At 57.7% G+C, this 23,098-nt stretch carries 21 protein-coding genes and 7 pseudogenes; 19 read left to right on the plus strand and 9 right to left on the minus strand.

Features of this window, described 5'->3' with window-relative positions; all coding sequences use genetic code 11:
• Positions 1-35 precede the first annotated feature (35 nt).
• Positions 36-332, plus strand: coding sequence for a YciI family protein (locus tag JZM24_RS16085; protein WP_215670933.1), 297 nt, complete (start codon positions 36-38; stop codon positions 330-332).
• 701 nt (positions 333-1,033) lie between these two features.
• Entirely contained in the window at positions 1,034-1,267 is a 234-nt protein-coding gene (locus JZM24_RS16090) for a hypothetical protein (protein ID WP_215670935.1), read from the plus strand.
• Between the two features lie 154 nt (positions 1,268-1,421).
• Here the strand turns inward: JZM24_RS16090 and JZM24_RS16095 are convergent, their stop codons facing one another.
• Positions 1,422-1,601 (minus strand): YciY family protein, encoded by a 180-nt coding sequence (locus tag JZM24_RS16095; RefSeq protein WP_215670937.1) that lies wholly within the window; start codon positions 1,599-1,601, stop codon positions 1,422-1,424.
• A 175-nt stretch (positions 1,602-1,776) separates the two neighbouring features.
• Here JZM24_RS16095 and cls point away from each other — a divergent pair, with 175 nt between their 5' ends.
• Both cls and JZM24_RS16105 read left to right on the plus strand, forming a co-directional pair.
• Complete coding sequence (gene cls, locus JZM24_RS16100) at positions 1,777-3,237, plus strand: cardiolipin synthase (protein WP_215670939.1); 1,461 nt, start codon at positions 1,777-1,779, stop codon at positions 3,235-3,237.
• A 54-nt stretch (positions 3,238-3,291) separates the two neighbouring features.
• Positions 3,292-3,615 carry an HI1450 family dsDNA-mimic protein gene (locus tag JZM24_RS16105; RefSeq protein ID WP_215671226.1) on the plus strand — a complete coding sequence of 108 codons (324 nt, stop codon included), beginning with the start codon at positions 3,292-3,294 and terminating at the stop codon, positions 3,613-3,615.
• A gap of 115 nt (positions 3,616-3,730) precedes the next feature.
• Here JZM24_RS16105 and oppF read toward each other — a convergent pair whose 3' ends face one another.
• The 5 genes and pseudogenes from oppF to oppA all read right to left on the minus strand — a co-directional run bounded on the left by oppF (position 3,731) and on the right by oppA (position 9,361).
• Positions 3,731-4,747, minus strand: coding sequence for a murein tripeptide/oligopeptide ABC transporter ATP binding protein OppF (gene oppF / locus JZM24_RS16110; RefSeq protein WP_215670941.1), 1,017 nt, complete (start codon positions 4,745-4,747; stop codon positions 3,731-3,733).
• Positions 4,744-5,769, minus strand: coding sequence for an ABC transporter ATP-binding protein (locus JZM24_RS16115; RefSeq protein WP_220098925.1), 1,026 nt, complete (start codon positions 5,767-5,769; stop codon positions 4,744-4,746). Before JZM24_RS16115 ends, oppF begins: the two co-directional genes overlap by 4 nt.
• An 11-nt stretch (positions 5,770-5,780) precedes the next feature.
• Positions 5,781-6,689, minus strand: coding sequence for an oligopeptide ABC transporter permease OppC (oppC, locus tag JZM24_RS16120; RefSeq protein ID WP_215670944.1), 909 nt, complete (start codon positions 6,687-6,689; stop codon positions 5,781-5,783).
• A 15-nt stretch (positions 6,690-6,704) separates the two neighbouring features.
• Entirely contained in the window at positions 6,705-7,625 is a 921-nt protein-coding gene (gene oppB, locus JZM24_RS16125; RefSeq protein WP_215670946.1) for an oligopeptide ABC transporter permease OppB, read from the minus strand.
• Positions 7,626-7,723: 98 nt separating this feature from the next.
• A pseudogene (oppA, locus tag JZM24_RS16130) lies at positions 7,724-9,361 on the minus strand (oligopeptide ABC transporter substrate-binding protein OppA).
• 811 nt (positions 9,362-10,172) lie between these two features.
• Here oppA and JZM24_RS16135 point away from each other — a divergent pair.
• The 10 genes and pseudogenes from JZM24_RS16135 to JZM24_RS16175 all read left to right on the plus strand — a co-directional run.
• Positions 10,173-10,295, plus strand: a pseudogene (locus tag JZM24_RS16135) (pyrroloquinoline-quinone synthase PqqC); the annotation flags it as partial.
• 5 nt (positions 10,296-10,300) lie between these two features.
• Positions 10,301-10,573, plus strand: coding sequence for a pyrroloquinoline quinone biosynthesis peptide chaperone PqqD (gene pqqD / locus JZM24_RS16140; RefSeq protein ID WP_215671230.1), 273 nt, complete (start codon positions 10,301-10,303; stop codon positions 10,571-10,573).
• Positions 10,542-11,699: pseudogene (gene pqqE / locus JZM24_RS16145) on the plus strand (pyrroloquinoline quinone biosynthesis protein PqqE). The gene pqqD and the pseudogene pqqE overlap by 32 nt, the downstream one beginning before the upstream one ends.
• Positions 11,700-11,821: 122 nt before the next feature.
• Positions 11,822-12,283 (plus strand): insulinase family protein, encoded by a 462-nt coding sequence (locus tag JZM24_RS16150; RefSeq protein WP_215670949.1) that lies wholly within the window; start codon positions 11,822-11,824, stop codon positions 12,281-12,283.
• A pseudogene (locus JZM24_RS19875) lies at positions 12,280-12,630 on the plus strand (pyrroloquinoline quinone biosynthesis protein PqqF); the annotation flags it as partial. The gene JZM24_RS16150 and the pseudogene JZM24_RS19875, both read left to right, overlap by 4 nt.
• A gap of 31 nt (positions 12,631-12,661) precedes the next feature.
• Positions 12,662-12,805 carry a hypothetical protein gene (locus tag JZM24_RS16155; protein WP_215670951.1) on the plus strand — a complete coding sequence of 48 codons (144 nt, stop codon included), beginning with the start codon at positions 12,662-12,664 and terminating at the stop codon, positions 12,803-12,805.
• Positions 12,806-13,825: 1,020 nt separating this feature from the next.
• On the plus strand, positions 13,826-14,032 hold the full coding sequence (locus tag JZM24_RS19880; RefSeq protein ID WP_376775572.1) for a hypothetical protein: 207 nt from the start codon (positions 13,826-13,828) through the stop codon (positions 14,030-14,032).
• 18 nt (positions 14,033-14,050) lie between these two features.
• The gene (locus tag JZM24_RS16165; protein WP_215670955.1) at positions 14,051-14,212 is read left to right on the plus strand and encodes a hypothetical protein; all 162 of its coding nucleotides are present in this window, start codon (positions 14,051-14,053) and stop codon (positions 14,210-14,212) included.
• Between the two features lie 816 nt (positions 14,213-15,028).
• A complete protein-coding gene (locus JZM24_RS16170) occupies positions 15,029-15,289 on the plus strand; it encodes a YdgH/BhsA/McbA-like domain containing protein (protein WP_215670957.1) in 261 nt (86 codons plus the stop codon).
• Positions 15,290-15,416: 127 nt separating this feature from the next.
• A complete protein-coding gene (locus tag JZM24_RS16175; RefSeq protein ID WP_215670959.1) occupies positions 15,417-15,998 on the plus strand; it encodes a DNA-3-methyladenine glycosylase I in 582 nt (193 codons plus the stop codon).
• A 125-nt stretch (positions 15,999-16,123) separates the two neighbouring features.
• Here JZM24_RS16175 and JZM24_RS16180 read toward each other — a convergent pair.
• A pseudogene (locus tag JZM24_RS16180) lies at positions 16,124-17,455 on the minus strand (aspartate aminotransferase family protein).
• A gap of 266 nt (positions 17,456-17,721) precedes the next feature.
• Between JZM24_RS16180 and JZM24_RS16185 the strand changes: the two are divergent.
• Both JZM24_RS16185 and JZM24_RS16190 read left to right on the plus strand, forming a co-directional pair.
• A pseudogene (locus JZM24_RS16185) lies at positions 17,722-18,501 on the plus strand (DeoR/GlpR family DNA-binding transcription regulator).
• A 185-nt stretch (positions 18,502-18,686) separates the two neighbouring features.
• On the plus strand, positions 18,687-19,247 hold the full coding sequence (locus JZM24_RS16190; RefSeq protein ID WP_376775573.1) for a flavin reductase family protein: 561 nt from the start codon (positions 18,687-18,689) through the stop codon (positions 19,245-19,247).
• A gap of 450 nt (positions 19,248-19,697) precedes the next feature.
• On the opposite strand, the gene JZM24_RS19300 is transcribed toward JZM24_RS16190, so the two are convergent.
• A complete protein-coding gene (locus JZM24_RS19300) occupies positions 19,698-19,832 on the minus strand; it encodes a hypothetical protein (RefSeq protein ID WP_281418240.1) in 135 nt (44 codons plus the stop codon).
• Between the two features lie 120 nt (positions 19,833-19,952).
• Here JZM24_RS19300 and JZM24_RS16195 point away from each other — a divergent pair, with 120 nt between their 5' ends.
• Entirely contained in the window at positions 19,953-21,248 is a 1,296-nt protein-coding gene (locus JZM24_RS16195) for an NCS2 family permease (protein ID WP_215670963.1), read from the plus strand.
• A 108-nt stretch (positions 21,249-21,356) separates the two neighbouring features.
• Here the strand turns inward: JZM24_RS16195 and JZM24_RS16200 are convergent.
• Positions 21,357-21,857, minus strand: a pseudogene (locus tag JZM24_RS16200) (DNA-3-methyladenine glycosylase family protein); the annotation flags it as partial.
• Between JZM24_RS16200 and JZM24_RS18925 the strand changes: the two are divergent.
• Together JZM24_RS18925 and JZM24_RS16205 are read left to right on the plus strand one after the other, a co-directional pair.
• Entirely contained in the window at positions 21,765-21,953 is a 189-nt protein-coding gene (locus tag JZM24_RS18925) for a hypothetical protein (RefSeq protein ID WP_246580116.1), read from the plus strand. The pseudogene JZM24_RS16200 and the gene JZM24_RS18925 overlap by 93 nt on opposite strands.
• A gap of 113 nt (positions 21,954-22,066) precedes the next feature.
• Complete coding sequence (locus JZM24_RS16205) at positions 22,067-23,017, plus strand: L-lactate dehydrogenase (protein WP_215670965.1); 951 nt, start codon at positions 22,067-22,069, stop codon at positions 23,015-23,017.
• Positions 23,018-23,098 lie beyond the last annotated feature (81 nt).

Raw genomic sequence — 23,098 nt, forward strand, 5'->3', positions numbered from 1 at the left:
ATTACTTTTATTTAATCCTGGTTGGGAGTCTTACCGTGCTCTATGTCATCTATGCCGAAGACGTGGCCGATTCGTTAGAAAAGCGCCTGTCCGTTCGCCCCACTCATCTGGCGCGTCTCCAGCTGCTTCGGGATCAGGGCCGCCTGCTCACCGCCGGACCCAAACCCGCTATAGACAGCAACGATCCTGGCGCGGCGGGCTTTAGCGGTTCCACGGTCATCGCCGAATTTGACTCCATAGAAGCAGCGCAAGCCTTGGCCGAAGCCGATCCCTATGTCGCTGCCGGCCTGTATGCTAGCGTGCAGGCCAAACCCTACAAAAAGGTCTTTTAAACGTCAAGGTCGCGAGGGCGTGCCCCTGCAAGCGCCAACATGCGGGGTAACCCGTGGCGCGGGCATAAACGAATAGCACCCCATTCGGGCAGTCAGCCGCCCTCGGTTATCCCTTGCCAAACCTTGCCGAAGCTTGCCCAACCTTGGCATAGGCCGTTGGGGTATGCGCCCCTGTCACCGGATCGTGAGCCGCTATTGCGGGGGTGGGTGCGTCCTCGCTTGACCATTCACACCGCACACATTGCCCCAAGCATCTTCCCCAGCCCAACGGCGTTTTTGCCGCCGGTCACGCTTGCCGTTTCCCCACCCAATATAAACCGTCAAGGACAACGTCAGGTTCGCCAAGGCGCGATTGACCCGGGACAAACTGGGCGTTTATTCGTGCACGAATGCCTGGATGCGGTGATGCAGGGCTATCAGGGCGCAAGGGTGTCAGGGTGTCATACATGGCGAGAATTCAACGATTCCAATAACGATCACCTTTCCATGATTTCCGTGAGCACGGCGCGGAAACACTCTATTTAGGAATTTTCGCAGTCAACTTTATAATTTGACGCGATTCAGTATGTTATCTAACCGCTTTTTTACGGATAGTTCCGAATGATGCCGCGCCAAGGATATCCGGTTTGTACCCCGCCAGTTTATCGCATAACGTAGAAATGCTGTACTCCCGGTTAAACACTTAACAGTAGGAGGTAATTATGTTGAAGAAAACACTGATGGTAGCTCTGGTGCTGTCTGCGGTCGGCAGCTCGTCCGTTTACGCCGCGGGCGCGGCCGGTACCACCGCGGCGGCATCGCAGAGCGCGTCCGGCAGCGCCAGCAGCAGTGACGCCAGCTTTGTGTCCGGCTCCGTTGCCGCGGTCACCTCGGCCAGCGATCCGGAAAATACCGGTTCCTCTAGGTCGACCTCAACCACGACCGCCACGCAGTAACGCTGCAGGTAACGCCTCATGGAGGAAAACAGGCCTTGTGTTTGTCACATCTCAACCGGCATGGAGCCGGTTTTTTATTGCCTAAAACCCGTGCCAAAGGCGCCAGTGACCGAGTATGGCACGGCAATCCCCACCCGCGGCTCGGCGGCGGCGATCAGTTAGGCGTGTAAACGAGGGAAAACAGCAACGAGCGCCGCTGCTGTTTGAGCTGCAGATGGCTCAAGCGCGTCAGACGGCGATAGGTGCGGGATTGGGCTTCAACCCACTGGCTGCGCCGACGCTGTACTTGGCGCTGCATGCGCCAACGGCTAACTTCGTTACGGCTTCTTTTCATCACAAAGACCTTCGGCACGGGCTGACATCAACGCACGCCATTATAGCCACTTTTACATCCCTGCCAAGCCACGCAAGGGCTGCGACGCATAATGCGTCCGGTAAAACAATTTCCTCTTTGCGCCCCTTATGCGTAAACTCAGGCTAACGCTCCGCGAACAGGATTTTTCGCCCCTATGACAACGCTTTATACCGTAATCAACTGGCTATTGCTATTCGGCTATTGGTTGTTGATCGCAGGCGTCACGCTGCGGGTGATGATGAAACGTCGCGCGGTGCCCTCCGCCATGGCCTGGCTGCTGGTCATCTATATTCTCCCCTTGGTGGGGATTATTACCTATCTGCTGTTCGGCGAACTCAATCTGGGGAAACGCCGCGCCGAACGCAGTAAGGCCCTCTGGCCCTCCACCGCCAAGTGGATCGAAGATCTCAAAGGTTGCCATCACATTTTTGCCAGTGAAAACAGCGAAGTAGCCCGCTCCCTTTTCAAGCTTTGCGAGCATCGGCAGGGCATGGGCGGCCTGAAGGGTAACCAGATGCAATTGCTGACCAGCAGCGATGATGCCCTGCGGGCGCTGGTGCGCGATATCGGTCTGGCGCAAAACAATGTTGAGATGGTGTTCTACATCTGGCAAACCGGCGGCCTGGTGGACCAAGTGGCGGAGGCGTTAATGGCCGCGGCGCGGCGCGGCGTACGCTGCCGGTTGATGCTCGATTCTGCCGGCAGCGTGGACTTTTTCCGCAGTCCCTACCCCGCGTTGCTGCGCAAGGCTAGGGTGAAGGTGGTGGAAGCCCTGCACGTCAGCCTGCTGCGTGTTTTTCTGCGCCGGATGGATCTACGTCAGCATCGCAAAATGGTACTGATAGACAACTATGTCGCCTACACCGGCAGCATGAACATGGTGGATCCGCGCTTTTTCAAACAGGACGCCGGCGTGGGCCAATGGATCGATATCATGGCGCGCATGGAGGGGCCGGTGGCTACCGCCATGGGGATCATTTTTTCCTGCGATTGGGAAATTGAAACCGGCGAACGCATCCTGCCACCCCCGCCCGACGTCAATATCATGCCGTTTGAACAAGCCACAGGGCATACCATTCAAGTCATTGCCTCGGGGCCCGGTTTCCCCGAGGGCGTCATTCATCAGGCGTTGCTGACCTCGATTTATGCGGCGCGCGAACAATTGGTCATGACCACCCCCTATCTGGTGCCGAGCGACGATTTGCTGCATGCCATTTGTACCGCGGCGCAGCGCGGCGTGGAGGTCCATATTATCGTTCCACGCCACAACGACTCCATGTTGGTAGGCTGGGCCAGCCGGGCCTTCCTTGCCGAACTGCTGGAAGCCGGCGTGCTTATCCATCAGTTTGAGGGCGGCCTGCTGCATACCAAAAGTGTGCTGGTCGACGGCCAGTTGAGTCTGGTGGGAACGGTGAATCTGGACATGCGCAGCCTGTGGCTGAATTTTGAGATAACCCTGGTTATTGACGATGACGATTTTGGCAGCGATCTGGCGCGGGTGCAGGAGGATTATATCGCCAGTTCACGGCTCATCGAGGCCAAAGTCTGGTCGAAGCGTCCTTACTGGCAGCGTCTAGTCGAGCGGCTGTTCTACTTTTTCAGTCCATTGCTGTAATTTTGTCAGACGGCATGCTGTAATAGCGCCAATTCAGCTAACGGGACAGTAATGATGGATGTTGACAATCGTCTGACGGATGACGAAACGCTCGAAGCGGCCTACGATATTTTTCTTGAACTGGCGCAGGATAATCTCGATCCGGCAGACATTTTGCTGTTCAACCTGCAGTTTGAACAGCGCGGCGCAGCAGAACTGTTTGACCCGTCAGAGGCGTGGCATGAGCAGGTGGATTTCGATCTCAATCCTGATCTTTTCGCCGAAGTCGTGATAGGTCTGGCGGAACAAGACGGCATGGCGGTGAACGACGTGTTTGCGCGCATCCTGATTTGCCGCGACAGAAGCGAAAAAGTTTGCCACATTTTGTGGAAGGAGTAAGCGCCGCCCCGCCAGCGATGGGCTCCCTCGCAGCGCTCGTCAGGCCGTGTAGCGACAGCTAACGCCGCATTAACCTTAGCCCACCGCCTTTTGCCGCGCCCGATGGGACACCACACTATGGCGCCAGTTGGGCAACGTCCACCTTGATGCATGAACATGCGTGGCGGAAACTGCCCTGCAATATCGGTCGCGTCACGGCGCAGGTCTCATCGGCCAGCGGACAGCGCGTGCGGAACACGCATCCCGACGGGGGATTAATCGGCGAAGGCAAATCCCCCTCCAACAGTTGAATCGCCTTATTGCGCTCTTTATCCGGGTCCGGTATCGGCACCGCCGACATTAAGGCGCGCGTATAGGGATGCTGTGGATTGTGATACACCTGATCATAGGTGCCAAGCTCCACGGCATGGCCGAGATACATGACCAAAACCCGATCGGAGATATGTTTAACCACCGCCAAATCGTGCGCAATAAAAATCAACGAAAGCCCCATTTCCCGCTGCAGCTGCTGCAACAAGTTCACCACCTGCGCCTGAATGGACACATCCAACGCCGACACCGGTTCATCGCAAATCACCAGCTTTGGCTCGAGAATCAGCGCCCGGGCAATACCGATACGCTGGCATTGCCCGCCGGAAAACTCATGGGGATAACGGTTAATCAGGTTCGGCAATAGCCCGACCTTCATCATCATATTGCGCACTTTCTCTTTCACTTCCCGCCGCGGCATTTTCGGGAAATAGGTGTGCAGCGGTTCTGCGATGATTTCGCCAATTGTCATACGCGGGTTCAGCGAGGCCAGCGGATCCTGGAAAATCATCTGGATATCGTTACGCGTGGCGCGCCACTGCGCCGTATTCATATCCTGCAGTTCTTTTCCCAGCCAGGCAATACGCCCGCTGGTGGCCTTGACCAGACCAATCAGCGCCCGGGCAAAAGTCGATTTTCCGCAGCCGGACTCGCCGACCACCCCCAGCGTCTCCCATTCATACAGCCGCAAGGACACGCCATCTACCGCCTTCAGGCTTTTAGCGGGCTGCCCGAACCACTGTTTATCCCCTTTCACGTCGAAATACACCTTCAAATTGTCGACGTCGAGGATGACTTTTTTATTCTCGGCCAGGGTGCTCATACCAGCTTCTCCAGTGGCTTATAACAGGCGCGCAGACGCTGATCGCCAAAGCGTTCCAGCGGCGGCATGGTGGCGCATATGTCCATCGAGTAGGGACAGCGCGGCTGAAAAGGACAGCCTTTGGGTAAGCGCAGCAGATTAGGCGGATTGCCGGGAATGGTGGTCATGATATCGCTGCCGTCGGCATCCAGGCGGGGCACCGCCGCCAGCAGGCCGATGGAATAAGGATGGCTCGGGCGATAGAACACATCCCGTGCCTTGCCATACTCCATGGTGCGGCCGGCGTACATGACCAGCACCCGGTCGCAAATACCGGCCACCACGCCCAAGTCATGGGTAATCATGATGATGGCGGTATCGAACTCGCGTTTAAGTTCGTTGAGCAGGTTCATTATCTGTGCCTGCACCGTCACATCCAGCGCGGTGGTCGGCTCATCGGCGATGAGCAGTTTCGGTCGGCACAGCAGCGCCATGGCGATCATCACCCGCTGGCGCATACCGCCCGAGAACTCATGTGGATACATACGCATGCGCTTGCGCGCTTCAGGCATTTTTACCGCGTCCAACATGCGCACGGACTCATTGAAAGCCTCATGTTTGCCGATCCGTTTGTGCAGTTGCAGCACTTCCATTAACTGATCGCCCACCCGCATATAAGGGTTCAGCGAGGTCATCGGACCCTGGAAAATCATCGAAATCTGCTCGGCGCGCAGTTTATTCAGCTGCTTTTCCGGCAGATTAAGGATTTCGCGGCCATTGAACTTGGCGCTACCGTCGATACGACCATTGCCTGCCAGCAACCCCATCAAGGCGAAAGCGGTCTGGGATTTGCCGGAGCCGGACTCGCCGACGATGCCCAATGTCTCGCCAGCGCGCAAAGTGAAATTCAGGTTATTGACCGCGGTCACCTCACCGTCCTGGGTAGCAAATGTGACCCGCAGGTCACGCACATCCAACAGTTCCGGCGCAGCGGTGTACGTAAGCGTTACCGCGCCCGGCACCGAGGTTTGATACGTGCTCATCGCGGCACTCCTTAACGGTCTTTCGGATCGAGGGCGTCACGCAACCCATCGCCGATAAAGTTGAAACAAAATAGCGTCACCACCAGAAACAGCGCCGGGAAAATCAGCAGCCAGGGAGACACTTCCATGGAATTGGCGCCATCGCTAAGCAGCGCTCCCCAGCTGGAAAGCGGCTCCTGAGTGCCCAGACCAAGAAAGCTCAGGAAGGACTCGAACAAAATCATGCTGGGCACCAGGAGCGACGCGTATACCACCACCACACCCAGTACGTTCGGCACAATATGGCGCAGAATAATATTGCGGGTGGACACGCCGCTGACGATGGCCGCCTCAATGAACTCTTTGCGCTTCAGGCCCAGCGTCTGGCCGCGGACGATACGGGCCATATCCAGCCAGGAAACCAACCCGATGGCCACGAAAATCAAAAAGATGTTCTGACCAAAAAACGTCACCAGCAGGATGACGAAAAACATAAAGGGAAACGAGTTAAGAATTTCCAGCAGCCGCATCATTATGGAGTCGGTTTTGCCGCCGAGATAACCGGACAGGGCGCCGTATAATGTCCCCACCACCACCGCCACCAGCGCGGCGGCAATACCCACCATCAGCGAAATACGTCCGCCGATAGCCACCCGCACCAGCAAATCACGGCCGGATGAATCGGTGCCGAAATAGTGTTGCGAGGCGATATCCGGCGCATTGGACATCATGGCCCAGTCGGTATCGTCATAGCGGAATGCAGACAGCGACGGCGCCAAAATGACGAACAACGCGATCAGTAGCAGGATGAACAGGCTGGTCAATGCCGCCTTGTTATGAATGAAGCGTCGGCTGGCATCGGCCCACAAGCTGCGGCCTTCCACTTCCAGTTGTTCACTGAATTTCTCCAGAGCTTCGCTATTTTTCTTGCTCAAAATCATTTGCGCGCTCCAGCGTCAATAACGGATTTTCGGGTCGATAACCGCATACAGGACATCGACGATGGCATTGAACAGGATGGTCAGGGTGCCCACCAAAATGGTCAGGCTCAGCACCAGGGAATAGTCGCGGTTAAGGGCACCGTTGACAAACAGCTGGCCGATACCGGGCAGGCCATAAATAGTCTCTATCACCATCGAGCCGGTAATGATGCCAACAAACGCCGGCCCCATATACGAGATGACCGGCAGCAGCGCCGGCTTCAGGGCATGGCTGAAAACAATCCGCCGCATCGGCAGCCCTTTGGCGCGGGCAGTGCGGATAAAATTGGAATGCAGCACTTCGATCATTGAACCGCGGGTAATGCGGGCAATGCTGGCGATATAGGCCAGAGAAAGGGCCACCATCGGCAAAATGACAAATCTGGGCTCACCGCCGTTCCAGCCGCCGCCGGGCAGCCATTTCAGCGTGATGGCGAAAACTAGCACCAATAACGGCGCCACGACAAAGCTTGGGATCACCACGCCGGTCATGGCAAACCCCATGGCAAGATAGTCCCATTTGGTGTTCTGCTTCAATGCCGCCATGACACCGGCGGCGACACCGACCACCACCGCCAGCAAAAACGCCGCCAGCCCCAGTTTGGCCGAGACGGGAAACGAATTGGCGACCAGATCATTGACCGAGTAGTCTTTATATTTGAACGAGGGACCGAAATCACCGTGGGCGAGTTGCAATAAATAATTGCCGTACTGCGTAAGGATGGGATCGTTCAGATGGTATTTGGCTTCAATATTGGCCATCACTTCCGGCGGCAGGTTGCGCTCGCCGGTAAACGGGCTACCGGGTGCCAGGCGCATCATGAAAAATGAGATGGTGATCAGCACGAACAGCGTTGGAATCGCTTCCAGCAGCCGTCGAAGGATAAACTTTAACATTACCAGACCTATAACATGGCAGTAGACTGTAAGGCGTTTGCAGAACAAACAGGGCATGACCGCCAGCGGTCTGCCCTGTTGTCTCGCGTTAAACGTCTTTAGTGTTTGATAATGTACAGATCTTTCACATAGACATTATCAAGCGGATCTTTACCGGTATAACCCCCAACGTAAGGTTTGACCAAACGGGCGTTAACATAGTAACACACCGGGACGATAGCCGAGTCTTTATCCAGCTGCTGCTCCGCCTGCTGATAAATACCGGCGCGGGCGTCTTCCGAACCATCCTGCAGGGCCTGGACCAACAATTTATCAAATGCCGGACTCTTATAATGCGCGCTGTTATTGGAGCTGTTGGACTGCATAATGTTAAGGAAGGAAGTCGGTTCATTATAATCCGCGCACCAGCCGGCCCGAGCGACGTCTAAATTGCCCTGACGGCGGGTATCGAGGAAGGTTTTCCATTCCTGGTTTTCAAGCTTCACATTGACACCGAGGTTCTTTTTCCAGATAGACGCCACGGCGATGGCCAGCTTCTTATGCAGATCCGAGGTGTTATACAGTAAATCGAAGGTCAAGGGTTTGTCTTTGGTATAGCCCGCCTCGGCCAGCAGTTTGCGCGCCTCTTCGTTGCGTTTCTCCTGCGACCAGCCAAACTATTCCGGTGCCGTCAGCTTGGCGCCATCGGTATAGGGCGGCGTGAAGCCGTAAGCCGGCAGATCGCCCTGCGCTTTCACTTTATTGACGATGATATCGCGATCCAGCCCGAGCTTAAGCGCGGTACGCACGCGCGCATCGGTGAACGGCGCTTTCTGGTTATTGATTTCGTAGTAATATGTGCAAAGATAGGGATCAACATGCACTTCTTTAGGGATCTCTTTCTTGAGTTTCTGGAATAACTCAATCGGCATGTTGTTGTAGGTCATATCGTCTTCGCCGGCGCGATAGCGGTTGACGTCGCTGACTTCCGACGAGATCGGCAGATAGGTGACTTTATTAATGACGGTTTTAGCGTTATCCCAGTACTGGGGATTCCGCTCCAGGACAATACGTTCGTTAATCACCCAGTCTTTGACGACATAGGCGCCATTCCCCACCCAATTGGCGGGCTGGGTCCACTTCTCACCGAATTTTTCCACCACTTTTTGCGGCACCGGCGACATGGACGGATGCGAAAGCACCTTAATGAGATACGGCACCGGCTCGGCCAGCGTGACTTCCAAGGTATGACTGTCCAGCGCTTTCACGCCCAGGGTGTCCGGACTTTTCTTGCCGCTGATGATATCGTCGATGTTGGTGATCTGAGCGTACTGCAGGTAGCTTTCATAAGGAGAGGCAGTTTTGGGATCCGCCAATCGTCGCCAGCTGTAGACAAAGTCCTGGGCGGTGACCGGATCGCCATTGGACCATTTGGCGTTTTGCCGCAGATGGAAGGTCCAGACTTTAAAATCCTTATTTTCCCAACTTTCCGCCACGCCCGTCTGGGACCGACCCTGCAGGTCGTTAATGATAAGGCCTTCCAGCACGTCACGGTTAACGTTGGATTCGGGAACCCCTTCTATCTTGTGGGGATCCAGGGATTGCAATTCGGCGCCATTGCCGCGTACCAATTCCTGTTTGTCGCTTAACTGCACGCCGGCGGGAACGTCCGCGGCAAAAGTGTGTCCAGCAACGCCCATTCCCATGGCGGTCATTACGGCCGCGGCAAGAAGCGTTTTCTTCGTGATGTTGGTCATTAGTGATGCACTCCGGTTTTTTTATTATTGCACGGACCCTGTCAAGCCCTCTGCAGATTCCCGCTTTGCGGGTATAACGCACCTCTTGCCCTCAGTGGCGAACGAAGCCGCAAGGCAAAAGGTATGATATTCGGTATTAACCCAGGCATGTTAAACAAGGCGTTGCGTCGCCGTAAAAAGGTTGCGGCGACAGGCTCGATCTCGCCTTAACGATAGGCATAGCCTTTATCATGGTGATTTCAACTGCAATAGACCGTTTATCAAATAATTAAGTAATCCAGACGCTAGCTAAAACAGATAAGGTCAATATATCTCCAGGAAATAGAATAATTGGCTAATAATAAGATAAATAACACTAATAACATATAGGTTGCATTGTGACAAGTCCCTTGAACGTGAACGGTTAAAAAAAACCCTACCGTGCGGGGGACTACTGATATATGGCTGAAATAGCGTAAAAAGTTTTTTCTGCACCGTCTCTCTGCGCCAACGTCCTTTTATCCCGCCGTTGCCGCAAAAGAGTGCGCGGTTGACGTATCATTGTGCAATGCGCCTTGTTTTAGGGCTTGCGTATCGGCACAGAATAATGTGCCGCGTACCTTCGTGGCCTACTGACGGCCGGCATAAGGACAGTGAGCGGCTTATCACCGCCGGGCGGGGTCCGTTTCGCCGACATCGGTGGCATTTCACCGCCCCCGCCTGGCGCCTGGCGGCCAGGGTTTGATTGAGGGCCCACTACATCGATATCGCTACTGCGATGGATAAGGCGGTTGACACCACAACGCCGCGGACATCGCCACCCGCAACAAGCCGGCTTAGCCTGGATATTCTCTGGAGCATGCTCGATGCGATGAGCATGGCCTACGAACTACATCGTCCCCCTTACCATACGGTGACGGCTGAACCGGTTTGGCATCACGGAGGGCTGGTATGAACCCTATTGACCGGCGCGCCATCCCTTCGTTTCGCCGCGGTTTCCGCCTGCAATGGGAAGCCGTGCAGAATTGCCATGTGGTGCTGTACCCGGAGGGGATGGTGAAGCTCAACGACAGCGCGGCCGCTGTTCTTCTGCTGGTCTACGGCGAACGGCGTATTAGCGACATCATTGACCAGCTAGCCGCCCGTTTTCCCGCGGCTCAGGCTATCGGCACCGACATTGACGAATTCATGCAGAGGGCGTATGAACAAAAATGGATCCTCTTTAGCGACTGAGGCGGCCCCACAGGTCAACCCGCCGCTGTGGTTACTGGCGGAACTGACCTTTCGCTGCCCGTTGCAGTGTCCTTACTGCTCCAATCCGCTCGATTTCGCCCAGCATCACCAGGAACTGTCAACCGCACAGTGGATCGATGTTTTTCGCCCGGCGCGGGAGCTGGGCAGCGTTCAGCTCGGCTTCTCGGGCGGCGAACCACTGATGCGTCAGGATTTGGACAGCCTTATTGGCGCGGCATCACAGATGGGCTTTTACACCAATTTGTTGACGTCCGGCATCGGCTTGACCGAGAAGAAGATCGCCCGTTTTGCCCGCGCCGGGTTGGATCATATCCAGCTAAGTTTCCAGGCCAGCGACGAAACGCTCAACGCCGCGCTGGCGGGTTCGGCCCGCGCCTTCCGGCAAAAACTGGCGATGGCGCGCGCGGTCAAGGCGCACGGCTATCCGATGGTGCTCAATTTCGTGCTGCATCGACACAATATTGATGACATCGATCGCATCATCGAACTGTGCTTGCAGCTGGAGGCCGATGATGTGGAGCTGGCGACCTGTCAATTTTACGGCTGGGCAAAACTCAATCGCGCCGGACTGCTGCCAACCCGCGAGCAGATCGCACGCGCAGAGCAGGTGGTTCATCGTTACCGGGCGCGTATGAAGGCCGAGGGCAATTTGACGCGTCTGCTGTTTGTCACGCCCGATTATTACGAAGAGCGGCCCAAAGGCTGCATGGGCGGTTGGGGCGCGCTCTTTATGTGCGTCACCCCCGATGGCACCGCGCTGCCCTGTCACAGCGCCAGACAATTGCCGGTGCAGTTCCCCTCGGTACGCGAACATCCGTTACGCCATATCTGGTATCACTCGTTCGGCTTCAATCGGTTTCGCGGCCAGGACTGGATGCCATAGCCGTGCCGCTCCTGCGATGAAAAAGAGAAAGATTTCGGCGGCTGTCGCTGCCAGGCTTTTCTGCTGACGGTCGATGCCGCCAATGCCGACCCGGTCTGCGCCAAATCGCCGCACCACGACAAAATTGTGTCCGCACGCGAAGAAGCCTACACCACCACGATTCGCATCGGTGAGCTGCATTACCGCAACCGGACCAACTCTGCCTCGTACGCCAAGCCGTGAGCGCAAAATCATGAGCCCGGCTCACGCCCCATGTCGATTACGAAATGGACTGACGGTGCGGGTGGTCAGTACGCCGAACCAGCCGCGCGCCGCCGCCATGTTGACCGTGGCGGCCGGTAGCCATGACGAGCCAGCAAGACTGGCCGGGTCTGGCCCATCTGCTGGAACATCTGCTGTTCGGCGACAACCGGCATCACCGCGGCGACGCGCGGCTGATGCCCTGGGTGGAAGCGGTCGGCGGCGCGGTTAACGCCAGCACGGAGGCCGCCAGCACCCACTTTTTTTTCGAGGTGCCGGCCCCCCTGTTGGCGGACGGTGTCCAGCGACTGATTTCAATGCTGACTTGGCCGTTATGGTCGGACCAGGCGGCGATGCGGGAAGTGGCGGTTATTGATGCGGAATACCGCGCCCGCCGCCACGACGGCGACACGCTGGTCGAGGCGGCGCTGGCGTGGGCGGTGGCCGACGGTCACCCGCTGCACCGTTTTTGCGCCGGTAACCTGTCTCACTGGGCGGCGATCCGGCGGAATTGCTGCACGCCCTGCGCGACTACCATCAGCGTTTTTTTCACGCTGCCAATATGACGTTATGGCCGCAGGTACCCCAGAGCGAGGAAGCTCTGCGCGCTATCGCTAACGCGGGCGCCACAGGACTGCCCCGGCGGTCCCCTTGCCCATCGCGGGCCAGCCTGCCGCCATTGGTCTGGCGCTTGCCCGGCCCGTTAACGCTCTGCTGCCCCGGGATGCCACGGCTGGTCTTGGCCTTTGCCCTGACCGATGCCATCGAAGGGACGGCCGCGACGCTGCCGTTGTTTCGACAATTATTACAGGATGAGGCCGCCGGCGGCCTGTTAGATCAACTGCGCGCACGCGGGTTGTGCGACAGCGTGCAGCTGTTGCCATGCGACCAAACCCTCAATCAGGGGATCGTGGCGCTGGTTTTTTTCCCTGCTGCCGGGGGTATTGACGCGAGGTCAGGACATTGCGGCGCTGCTGCAGCAATGGCTGGTTTCCCTGCACCGGCTGCCGCCGCGCTCGCTGCGGCATTATGCCGTCTTGGCAGAGGCCGCGCTGGCGCGTTTGTCGCCGATGCGGCAGCTGCGCTAACGCGCCCGCATCGGGACACTATGGCCGCAGGCCGCGACGCCGGCAACGCGGTCGTCTTTTCCCTGCGCGCACTGGGCGCGCTGGCTGGGCCTGCTCGACGCGCGGGTCATGCTGCAGCTGGCTATCGCCGCCGATCTGCCGGGCAAGAAGGTGGTCAGCCAGGGATTCACACTGCGGCTCGGCGATGGACCAGGGCTCGCCCCCCAGACCCCGCCCGCCCGTGCCATCGCAGCGGACACTGGGGTGAGTCCCCTCGCTGCCGGGCCTGCTGCCGAGCAGCCCAAATCCGCTTTTCACTTTTACCCGTTTCCCGGCACGCCGGGTCAGGCTGCGTCACCGGCCGGCGCCGCGCCGGCGAGCCTTGCTGCTGATGCGCCCTCAGACCTGGGAGGCGTGGGATGATCGTCTGGGCTATTGCATTCAGAGCGCGCTGCGTACGACGGCGGGCGCGCTGGCGCATCGCGGGGGACTATTGTCGTTCCAGCCTGTAGAGGGGCGCTGGACGCTGCTGCTCAGCGCGGCGCCGGCACCGATGATGGGCGCACTGGCAGGCGCTATTGACCGCCTGCGATCGTTGACGGCGGCCGAGTATCAACATGGCCTCTGGCGTCGGCAGGCAGACTGGCTACAGAGGGAGGCCGATATACCGGCGCGCGCGCTGCTGCAGGCGTTGGCGCAGTGGCTGGATAGGACTCTGACGGCGAGGGACGAAAGTCTGTTTCCTGTTGAAAAACCCCGTCTGGACGGTTTACATTGGCAGGCGCTGCTTTACGGCAGCGAGTCAACGCCACTGGCGCGCCTGCTTTCTCCCTTTCCCGGCAGCATAGTTCCCCCAGCATCCCCGGCCGTGGCACCGCTGCCGCCAAATGCCTGGCTCCAGGTAAGCTCCCTGCATTCTGAGGCAGCGCTGCTAGTTTTTGCCCACAGCCTGCGCGTTCGCCGTCCGCAGAAGCCGCCTGGCGGCTACTGGCGCTGCTGTATCAGCCGCGCTTCTTCCAGCACCTGCGCGTCGTTAAGCAAATTGGCTATATTGTCAGTTGCCGTTTCCATCACGCCGCCGATCACAACGGCATTTTATTTCTGCTGCAATCGCCGGGGTGTGATGCGGCGGCGCTGTACACCCATCTCCAGGACTTTTTGGCGAACATGTCCCTCACCTTGGCTACGCTGTCCTCCGTCGCGCTGGCGGCGCTCAAGGTATCGTTAACGCAGGCGCTGGCCCAGTGACCGGCAAATAATCTCGCGATGGCGAAGGCCTACTGGCGGGGAGATTGGCGGCAACGCCACGCGCAGCTGGCGCAGGAGGTGGAGGCCATTAGCCCCCTGACGCTCGGGCGTTACCACCAGCGGTTGATGCGGAAAACAGCGCGCTGGTGGCTGCTCAGCAATCAGGCACCACCGGTCTGATGCCGCGGTAAGGCCGACGGTGCAGGTTTTGCCGGAGGGCCCCACGTCTCCCGGCACGCTATTGCGTTCGCCCCACCCGTGAAGCGGCCAATCGAGCTTGTGTCATGCCGGCGACGTTGCCACCCATAGATGGCGCAGGCTTTCCCTGGCGTGACCGATTACGTATAAAGCAAGCGGTTTGAGTTTGTTGCCTTTATATAAAGTATACATAATGCCGTTAACGCCTGGAGGGGCATTATCCGCATTATCTGATGGGATACGTTATAATTTATAGTGTATGTTTAACTTATCCATGACCGGCGAGTGCATGAATATACCTGCAGGGGTAAATAAGTGAGCCATTAAGTAGTACAATACAGCAATTAACGCATGCGTGCTTATACTTGCTTTATTTTGACATCAGGAATGCATTCGACAATAACCGTTACGGTTACAGACAAAACATTTACTTAATTTTAGGAATGTTTTAAGCGCCAGGGTAAAAAAGAGGTATTCTTGGCTTTCAACGTGGCCTCTGGCGGAATAGTCTTCCCGCCTGCTGGGGGATAGCGTAATTCTCTGTAACAACATGGATGATGATGAATTAAAAAACGATGCTCACCTTGCTTTCCGGCCCGATGGCAGCGTCTGGGCTGACGGCGTTACCTCGGCGCGTCTTCGAGACACATACTGACGAGGGGGATAATTTTATTTAAACAGGCGCCACGCGCCCCTTATATATCGATAAACGATATTCCACTGACAATATCAAATATATCACTTACGGCGATTAGTAATCTACATCGCCAATGTAAACTCACCACAGGGCCAAACCTCATGAAAAGATCTTTACTCGTTCTGACACCGCTATTGCTGGCCGGTTTAAGTCTTCCCGCTTTTGCCGCAGAGACGATTAGCCGCCAGGAAGCGGTAAATAAACAGGCACTAGGAACAATCAGCGTTACCGGCGCCGCAACCTTAGATCACCTGGAGCGCAATATTGCCCAGAAAGCGGACCGGGCCGGCGCGAATTATTATGTGATTATCGCGACGACCGGAAAGAACCGGCTGCATGGTGATGCCTTGATCTACCAATAATGAACGCATGACGTCCAATTTGGGATCACGGCCGCAGCCTGTAAATGAACTATTGCGGCGCTCGCCCATGCCGCGTCTTTCAGGGTATGATGCCACACGACGGTATTGATCACGCCTGGAGGCGAAAATGACTGCACGGGACCCGGCGCTGCCGCGCTGTACTTGGGTACGCAATGATGTGCTCATGCGCGATTATCACGACACCGAATGGGGCGTGCCGCAGCATGGCAATCGCCTGCTATGGGAAATGCTGATGCTGGAAGGGTTCCAGGCCGGCCTGTCCTGGATTACCGTACTGCGTAAACGCGCCGCTTTTCGCGAAGCGTTTTGCGGCTTTGATCCGCACCATGTTGCCGTGTTTACCGAACATGACGTGCAACGACTGCTGGGCAATCCGGTCATTATCCGCGCCCGCGCAAAGATTGAGGCCACGATCACCGGCGCCCGCATCTATTGCCAAATGGCAGCTCAAGGGGAATCATTCAGCGACTTTTGCTGGCATTTCATCCACGGTCAGGTGCTGGAGGGCGACGGGGTGACGCAGGTCGCCTCCACGCCGCTTTCAGCGCAGATCTCGGCGGCGCTGAAAAAACGGGGCTTCAAATTCGTCGGGCCAACAATTGTCTACGCCTGGATGCAGGACGTCGGGATAGTAAACGACCATAGCGCTGAATGCTTTTGCCGGCGGCGACAAGACGCCGGTTGCTGAGCACCGGCGTTGCCGACGGGGCATTTTTTGCCCGCCTGGTGCCCGGTCGTCCCGGACGGCGCCAAACGGGCGCAAGATCGCCGCCGGCGCCGGTAGCGCCCCGGGTGAGGTTAGCTGACGTCAGGTTAACCTCGCCGGACGCGTTGCAGGCTGTCTGCCAAGGCCCCGTCCAGCGCCCCCACCAGCCAGTCGATATCCCCGGTCTGGAACGCCAGCGGCGGACGCAATTTTAAAACGTTGCCGAACGGGCCAGCGACGGACGTCAACACAAAGCGGTCGCGCAAGGCCTCAATGACTTCCAGCGCCAGCGCTTTATCCGACGTTTTACGCTCTCGATCGCTCACCAACTCAAAACCGATGAACAACCCCGCGCCGCGCACGTCGCCCACGCAGGGATATTTTGCCGCCAGCGTCTGCAGTTACGCCTGCAGCCGGTTGCCTACGTCCAGGCTATGGGCCTGGAGGCCTTCACGCGCAATCACCTCCAGCACCGCCCGGGCGGCCGCCATCGATACCGGGTTACCGCCGAAGGTATTAAAATACAGAATTTGGTCACTGAACGTCGCCAGCACCTCGCTTTTGGCCAGCAGGCCAGAGACGGGCATACCATTGCCCATCGGTTTGCCGATGGTCACGATATCCGGCACGATACCGTGCCGGCCAAAGCCCCAGAAGGCTTCACCGGTACGGGCGAAACCGGGCTGCACCTCATCGGCAATGAAAATCCCGCCGTTGTTATGCACCACCTCCAACGCCGGCTGCAGGAAGCCGCGCTGGCCAACCATGACGCCGTCCGACGAGAAGATGGAATCGCAAATTTAATGCCGTGCGCCGTCATATCATCAATTTGCCGATGGATCTCGTTTGCGAACCAACGGCCCAAATCTGGCGCATCAACGCGATAGCGGTCCGGCGGCACCACCAGCCGGGTCGTCGACGCCAGCGTCTGGCCGCTACCCAGCGCCGGAGGTCAGATCGCTGGTGCCGTGATAGGCTTCACGACTGACAATGATCCCCGTACCGCCGCTCCAGGCACGGGCGACCCGTATGGCCAAATCGTTTGCTTCAGAACCGGTACACATGTACATGGCGCGATCGATTTCCGCCGGCAGGGTAGCCAAAAGCTGTTCGCTGTAATCCAATATGGTTTCATGCAGATAGCGGGTATGGGTATTTAACTGGCTCATCTGATGGTAGACGGCGTCAATTACCGCCGGGTGGCAATGGCCGATACTGGCGACATTGTTATAGACGTCCAAATATTTTCGACCCGCGGCATCCCACAAATACTGCCCGCTGCCGCGCACCAGATGCACCGGTTTGCGGTAAAACAGCCGGTAGGATTCGCCCAGCAGTTTGCTGCGTCGCTCGGTCAATCGCCGGGCATCGGGATCCAATTTTGCCGAGTGCTCCGCGCGATAGCTGTTGGTATCCATAATCGTTGAACGTGACGCCATAATGCTTTCCCCTAGGGCCGTAAACCTATTGCCGGCATCGCCTGCGGGGGAGCTATCCCTTCCAGGAAGCCTGACACACATTGCGCCTCTCATGATGAACGCTTTAATTTAAAATGCAATAAAATCCACAAATGCAACCAAACACACATTGACGCTTTGCCCGCCGAGGCAACTTTGTCATAATGACCGCTGTCCGTACCTACCGATATCCCCTTTCGTTAGGCGCATTAATTATTAGCGCAATTTGTCATCGGTTGAGGTTGACTATGCTTCAGGAAACCCGTCTTCATCGGATTAGCGCGCTGCTGGCAACGCTCGATCGCATCACGACAGGTCATATCAGCGAGGCGCTAAGGATTTACCGCGAAACCGCGCGGCGGGATATCATCGCACTGGAAGCGCAGGGGATACTGCGACGGGTCCACGGCGGCGCAGTGGCTGTCAGACCGGCGTCGGAGCCGCCGCTTGCCGTTCGCAGCGCGGTTCGCGCCAGTGAGAAACGCGCCATTGTCCGTGCCGCGGCGCGGCTGTTGCAGCCAGGACAAACCCTGTTTCTCGACGCCGGCAGTACTACCACCATGCTGGCGGAGGAATTGATCGCCATGGCCGGTTTGACCATATTGACCAACAGCCTTGACGCCGCGCGCAAACTGGCGGCGGCCGGTGAGCGCGCGCCCTGCCCGCATCAGATAACACTTATCGGCGGTGAGCTGGCACCCGGCGGACATGCGAGCATCGCTGCTACCGCAATCGCCAGTATCTATCGCTATCGGGCTGATTTTGCCATGCTGTCGCCGGTCGGTATTGATGCGCGCGAAGGCGCCAGCAGCTATGACCATCAGGAGGCCTAAGTGGCGCGAGCGATGGCGCAGCTGGCGGCCCGACTGGTTATTCTGGCAGACCATGGCAAGCTTGGCGTCACCAGTCGCGCGGTTTACGCTCCCCCGAACGGTATTGCGCTGCTGATAACGGATAAAGCCGCAGCGGATAAACCGGCGCTCCAGGCGTTAAACCGGGTATTGACCGAGGTCATCGTCGCCGGATAATTGATCTATGCTTATCACTACGCAGAATGTAGCGTCATGCGCCCCCGGCTGCGGTTGTTATCGGCAGCGCGGTTAATCACCAGAGAGGGCTTTGCATGCCGCCGCCTTCGCGCGCGATGCAACGCGGCCTCGCCGTCCCGACAGGCAAGCCGCGACGTAAAGCATTCCCACCCGAGCCGTAGAGACTGGCGATGAACAGCCGCAAACGGGATTTCCCAACGGAAAAAGCGCGTCAATATCTGGAACCGGGCACTATTGTGCTGCTCTCCTCGCACTGCCGCGGCCAGAACAATATTATGACGCTGGGATGGCATACGATGCTGGAATTTTCCCCTTCGCTGCTGGGCTGCGTTATTGCCGCTAATAATCACAGTTTCTCTCTGGTGCAAGACAGCGGCGAATGCGTTATTAATCTGCCCACCACCGATCTGACCGATAAGGTGGTGAAGATAGGTAACAGCCACGGCGCCGAGGTGGACAAATTCCAGGAAAATGATCTGACACCGCTGAAGGCAGAACGGGTCAGCGCGCCGCTTATCGCCGAATGTCACGCCTGCTTTGAGTGCCGCCTGTTTGATGATCAACTGGTGGACCGCTACAATTTTTTTATCTTCGAGATAGTAAAATCCCATGTCGCCGCACGGCCGAAGCACCCGCAGACGCTGCATTATACCGGCGAGGGCGTGTTTATGGTGGCGGGGAATATCATCAGCCGGCGCGGTCAGTTCAAACCCGAAATGCTGTAACACCCTTCTCGCCGCCCCGCCTCTTTATCCGCCCGGAGCGGCGCGCCGTGCTATTACCGCTAGCTACCCCGCGCCGGAACTCTGCGCGGGCCGCAATATTTGCGCACCAGTACCTACCTTGGACACCCTTGGGGTCAGCGGCCAGTCCTTTAGCGCGCCGCCGCTTTCGTTGCGGGAGCTGAGCTAGCCGCGCCGCCGCTTTCGTTACAGGAGTTGGGCTCTTCACGCCGCCACTTTCGTCCCTGGGGTTAAGCTACCCATCTCGCCGCGTTGGTCAACGGGTTGAGCTACCCGCGCCCGCTTTCGTCACGGAAGTGGGTCTGCCCATGCCGCCGCTCTGCGTTGCCGCCGGGCACGTGACCCATCTGCGACGACAGAATATCTTGTCGTGGCGGAGAATATGATCGACGTTGAGCGTTACCGGCGATATGATGTGGCCGCTCCGGCATGTCAGTCACCCGCCGCCGCCACTTCGGCCAGGCCGGGGGCGCTTGCCCTGCATTGGTGCTTCGGCACCAGCAGGGTGACACTGCCGCACCGCATTATCGCCTCCGCGCTGAGGGTTAATGCCTGCGGGACCTTCATGCCCGTTGAGAACCTGATTAATCACCCTTAATCGGTTTTTTTTCTGTCCTGCGCCGGTGTCAGAAGAGTGGCATAACGATTGCTTGGGCAGTGCAGACATCTTCTCAGAGATTAAAACACATGTTGGAAAAATTATTTAAATTAACGGCCCACCGCACCACGGTACGCACCGAGATTGTCGCGGGCCTGACGACATTTTTGGCAATGGCTTATATTTTGTTCGTCAACCCGACCATTCTCAGCGCCACCGGCATGGATAAGGGTTCGGTGTTTGTCGCCACCTGCCTTGCGGCGGCGATTGGCTCCATGCTGATGGGATTCATCGCCAACTACCCGATCGCCCTGGCGCCCGGAATGGGGCTGAACGCCTTTTTTACCTATACCGTGGTCCTGCACATGGGTTACACCTGGCAAATCGCGTTGGGTGCGGTGTTCTTGTCGGCGCTGATTTTCTTTGCGCTGTCGATTTTCAAAATTCGCGAATGGATCATCACCAGCATTCCATTGCCGCTGCGTTCAGGGATTTCTGCGGGCATTGGGCTATTCCTGGCTATCATCGCGCTGCAGGGCGCCGGCATCGTGGTGGATAACCTGGCGACGCTGGTCGGCCTGGGTGATCTCACCCGGCCTGGCCCGCTATTGGCCATGCTGGGCTTCATCGTGATTGTGGTGCTGGAAGCGCGGCGGGTCCCTGGCGCGGTATTAATCGGTATCCTGGCGATCACTTTTCTGTCCATCGCGGTGGGCCTCAGTCCGTTTGCCGGGGTGGTCTCCATGCCGCCGTCGATCGCGCCGACCTTCATGCAATTGGATATCCTCGGCGCCTTGGACATTTCGCTGGTGAGCGTGATCTTCGCTTTCCTGTTCGTGGACGTCTTCGACAACTCCGGCACGCTTATCGGGGTGACCAAACGCGCCGGACTCGCAGATGAACAGGGCAATATACCTAAAATGGGCAAAGCGCTGGTGGCCGACAGCGCCGCGGCCTTGTTTGGCTCGCTCCTGGGCACCTCTACCACCACCAGCTATGTTGAATCCGCTGCGGGCGTCAGCGCCGGCGGCCGTACGGGTTTGACGGCGATTGTGGTCGGTATTCTGTTCCTGCTCAGCCTGTTTTTCGCCCCGCTGGCCTCAAGCGTGCCCGCTTTCGCCACCGCTCCGGCGCTGCTGTTTGTCGCGGTGCTGATGACCTCCGGCCTGGCGGAAATTGACTGGAAAGATATCACCGTGTCGGCCCCGGTCACCGTAACGGCCCTGACCATGCCACTGACGTACTCGATTGCCAACGGCATCGCCTTCGGTTTTATCACCTGGACGCTGGTGAAATTGCTGACCGGCCGCTATCGCGACCTGAACGTGGCGCTGACTGTGTTGTCGATTCTGTTTGTCATCAAGCTGGGCTGGCTTAGCGCCTGACCCGTCAGCGGACCGCCCGGCGCACGCCCTGCGGTGGCGCCGCCCTCCTTTGCCGCTGACCTCACCCGCGCCACCGCTTTCAAAAAACAGCAGATTTCCGTGCCGCCAACCCCGCGGCATAGTCCGGCGGCGATATCGCTCGAATCGTTCCCGCGGCAACGTTTTGTGGCGATACAGATGCATGATGCCGCGTCGAATGGCCAAATCTCCCCAGCTCAGCACATTCGGCCGGCCCAGAGAGAAAATCATCAGCATTTCCGCCGTCCAGATCCCGATGCCCGGTAAGCGGGACAAGGTGGCGATCACCTCCTCATCAGACGCCTGCGCAATCGTGCCAAGGTCAAGCTCACAGCTCATGGCGGCGCTGGCCGCCCCTTTAATGTACAATGCTTTTTTCATCGACATGCCACAGCCCTGAATCGCCTGCGCCGGCAGCGCCTCAAGCCGCTGCGGGGTTAAAGCGCCGGCCAGCGTCAGGAGTCGAGCGTTAACCGTTAAGGCTGCTTTCGTGGATATTTGCTGATCGACGATGTTTCTGATAAGCGCGGCAAACAAATCCGGCGCCATTCCGCGCTGGAGCACCACAAAATGCGCAATGGCCTCCGCCATGCGTTTATCCCGTTTGGCCAGCCAGTCGGTTTCTTTGCTGCCGTAGTGAAAAAACTGTGCCGTCATGATCCCCTCGTGCTCACCCAATGGCGGTAGCCAGTGCAATTAGCATAGCATTTTGTCAATCATGATATTGTTCATTTACTCTGGCTGGAGTAGCCTGCGCGTGGCCTCCATGGCCACCGTAATTATTGCGACGAGGACGCTGTATGAAGCCACGTAAGGTCATGATCATCGGTACCGGTAATGTCGGCGCCTCCGCCGCCTATGCATTGCTCAACCAGCAGATTGGTGAAGAACTGATCCTGGTGGATATTAACCCATCGCGAATGGACGGTCAGCGCAAAGATCTGGCCGACGCCGCGGCCTATATGCCGAGCCGCGTAACCGTCAGCAGCCGCAGCGCGGCCGATTGCGCCAATGTGGATATTGCCGTTATTACCGTGTCCGGCTGCAGTTTGAAATCGGGCCAGACCAGGCTGGATGAGCTTGACGCCACCGCCGGCATTGTCGGGCAAATTGTGCCGCAAATGATGGCGGGTGGCTTTAGCGGCATTTTCCTTATCGCCACCAACCCATGCGATATTATTACCTATCAGGTATGGCAATTGTCGTGGCTGCCGCGCCATCGCGTGCTGGGCACCGGGGTCTGGCTGGATACCACCCTGCTTCGCCGTCTCTTGGCGGAGGAATTGGATATCGCGCCGCAAAGTATCGATGCATTTATCGTGGGGGAACATGGCGACAGCCAATTTCCGGTGTGGCCCCATTGCGCGGTATACGGTATGCCCTTGGGAGAATTCAGCCTTGGCAAAAACGGGCAATCGCTGGATTTTGCCGCATTGGCCGAACGCACCCGCAAAACCGGCTTTGATATTTACGCTCAGAAAGGTTGCACGGATTATGGCGTCGCCGGCACCATCGCCGAAATTTGCCGCAATCTTCTAACCGGCAGCCACCGCGCGCTAACGGTTTCCTGCGTGCTGGATGGCGAATACGGTCAGCGCGGACTGGCCATCGGCGTACCGGCGGTGATGTCGCAAGACGGCGTGGCGCAAATTATCGAGCTGGATTTTACGCCACTTGAGCGGCAGCAATTTGATGTGTCTGCGGCGGTTATCGCGCAAAACATCCGGCGGCTGGCGATGTTGCCGTCTTAACCGTCGGCCGGCGACGAAGCCCGCCTCTCTGGCCGGTGACAATGCCCATATGGCACGCGCCTGGGAAGCGTTCTCTTTTCG

The sequence above is a fragment of the Candidatus Sodalis endolongispinus genome, from assembly GCF_018777395.1.
In the GTDB taxonomy this organism is placed as follows: Bacteria; Pseudomonadota; Gammaproteobacteria; order Enterobacterales; family Enterobacteriaceae; genus Sodalis_B; species Sodalis_B endolongispinus.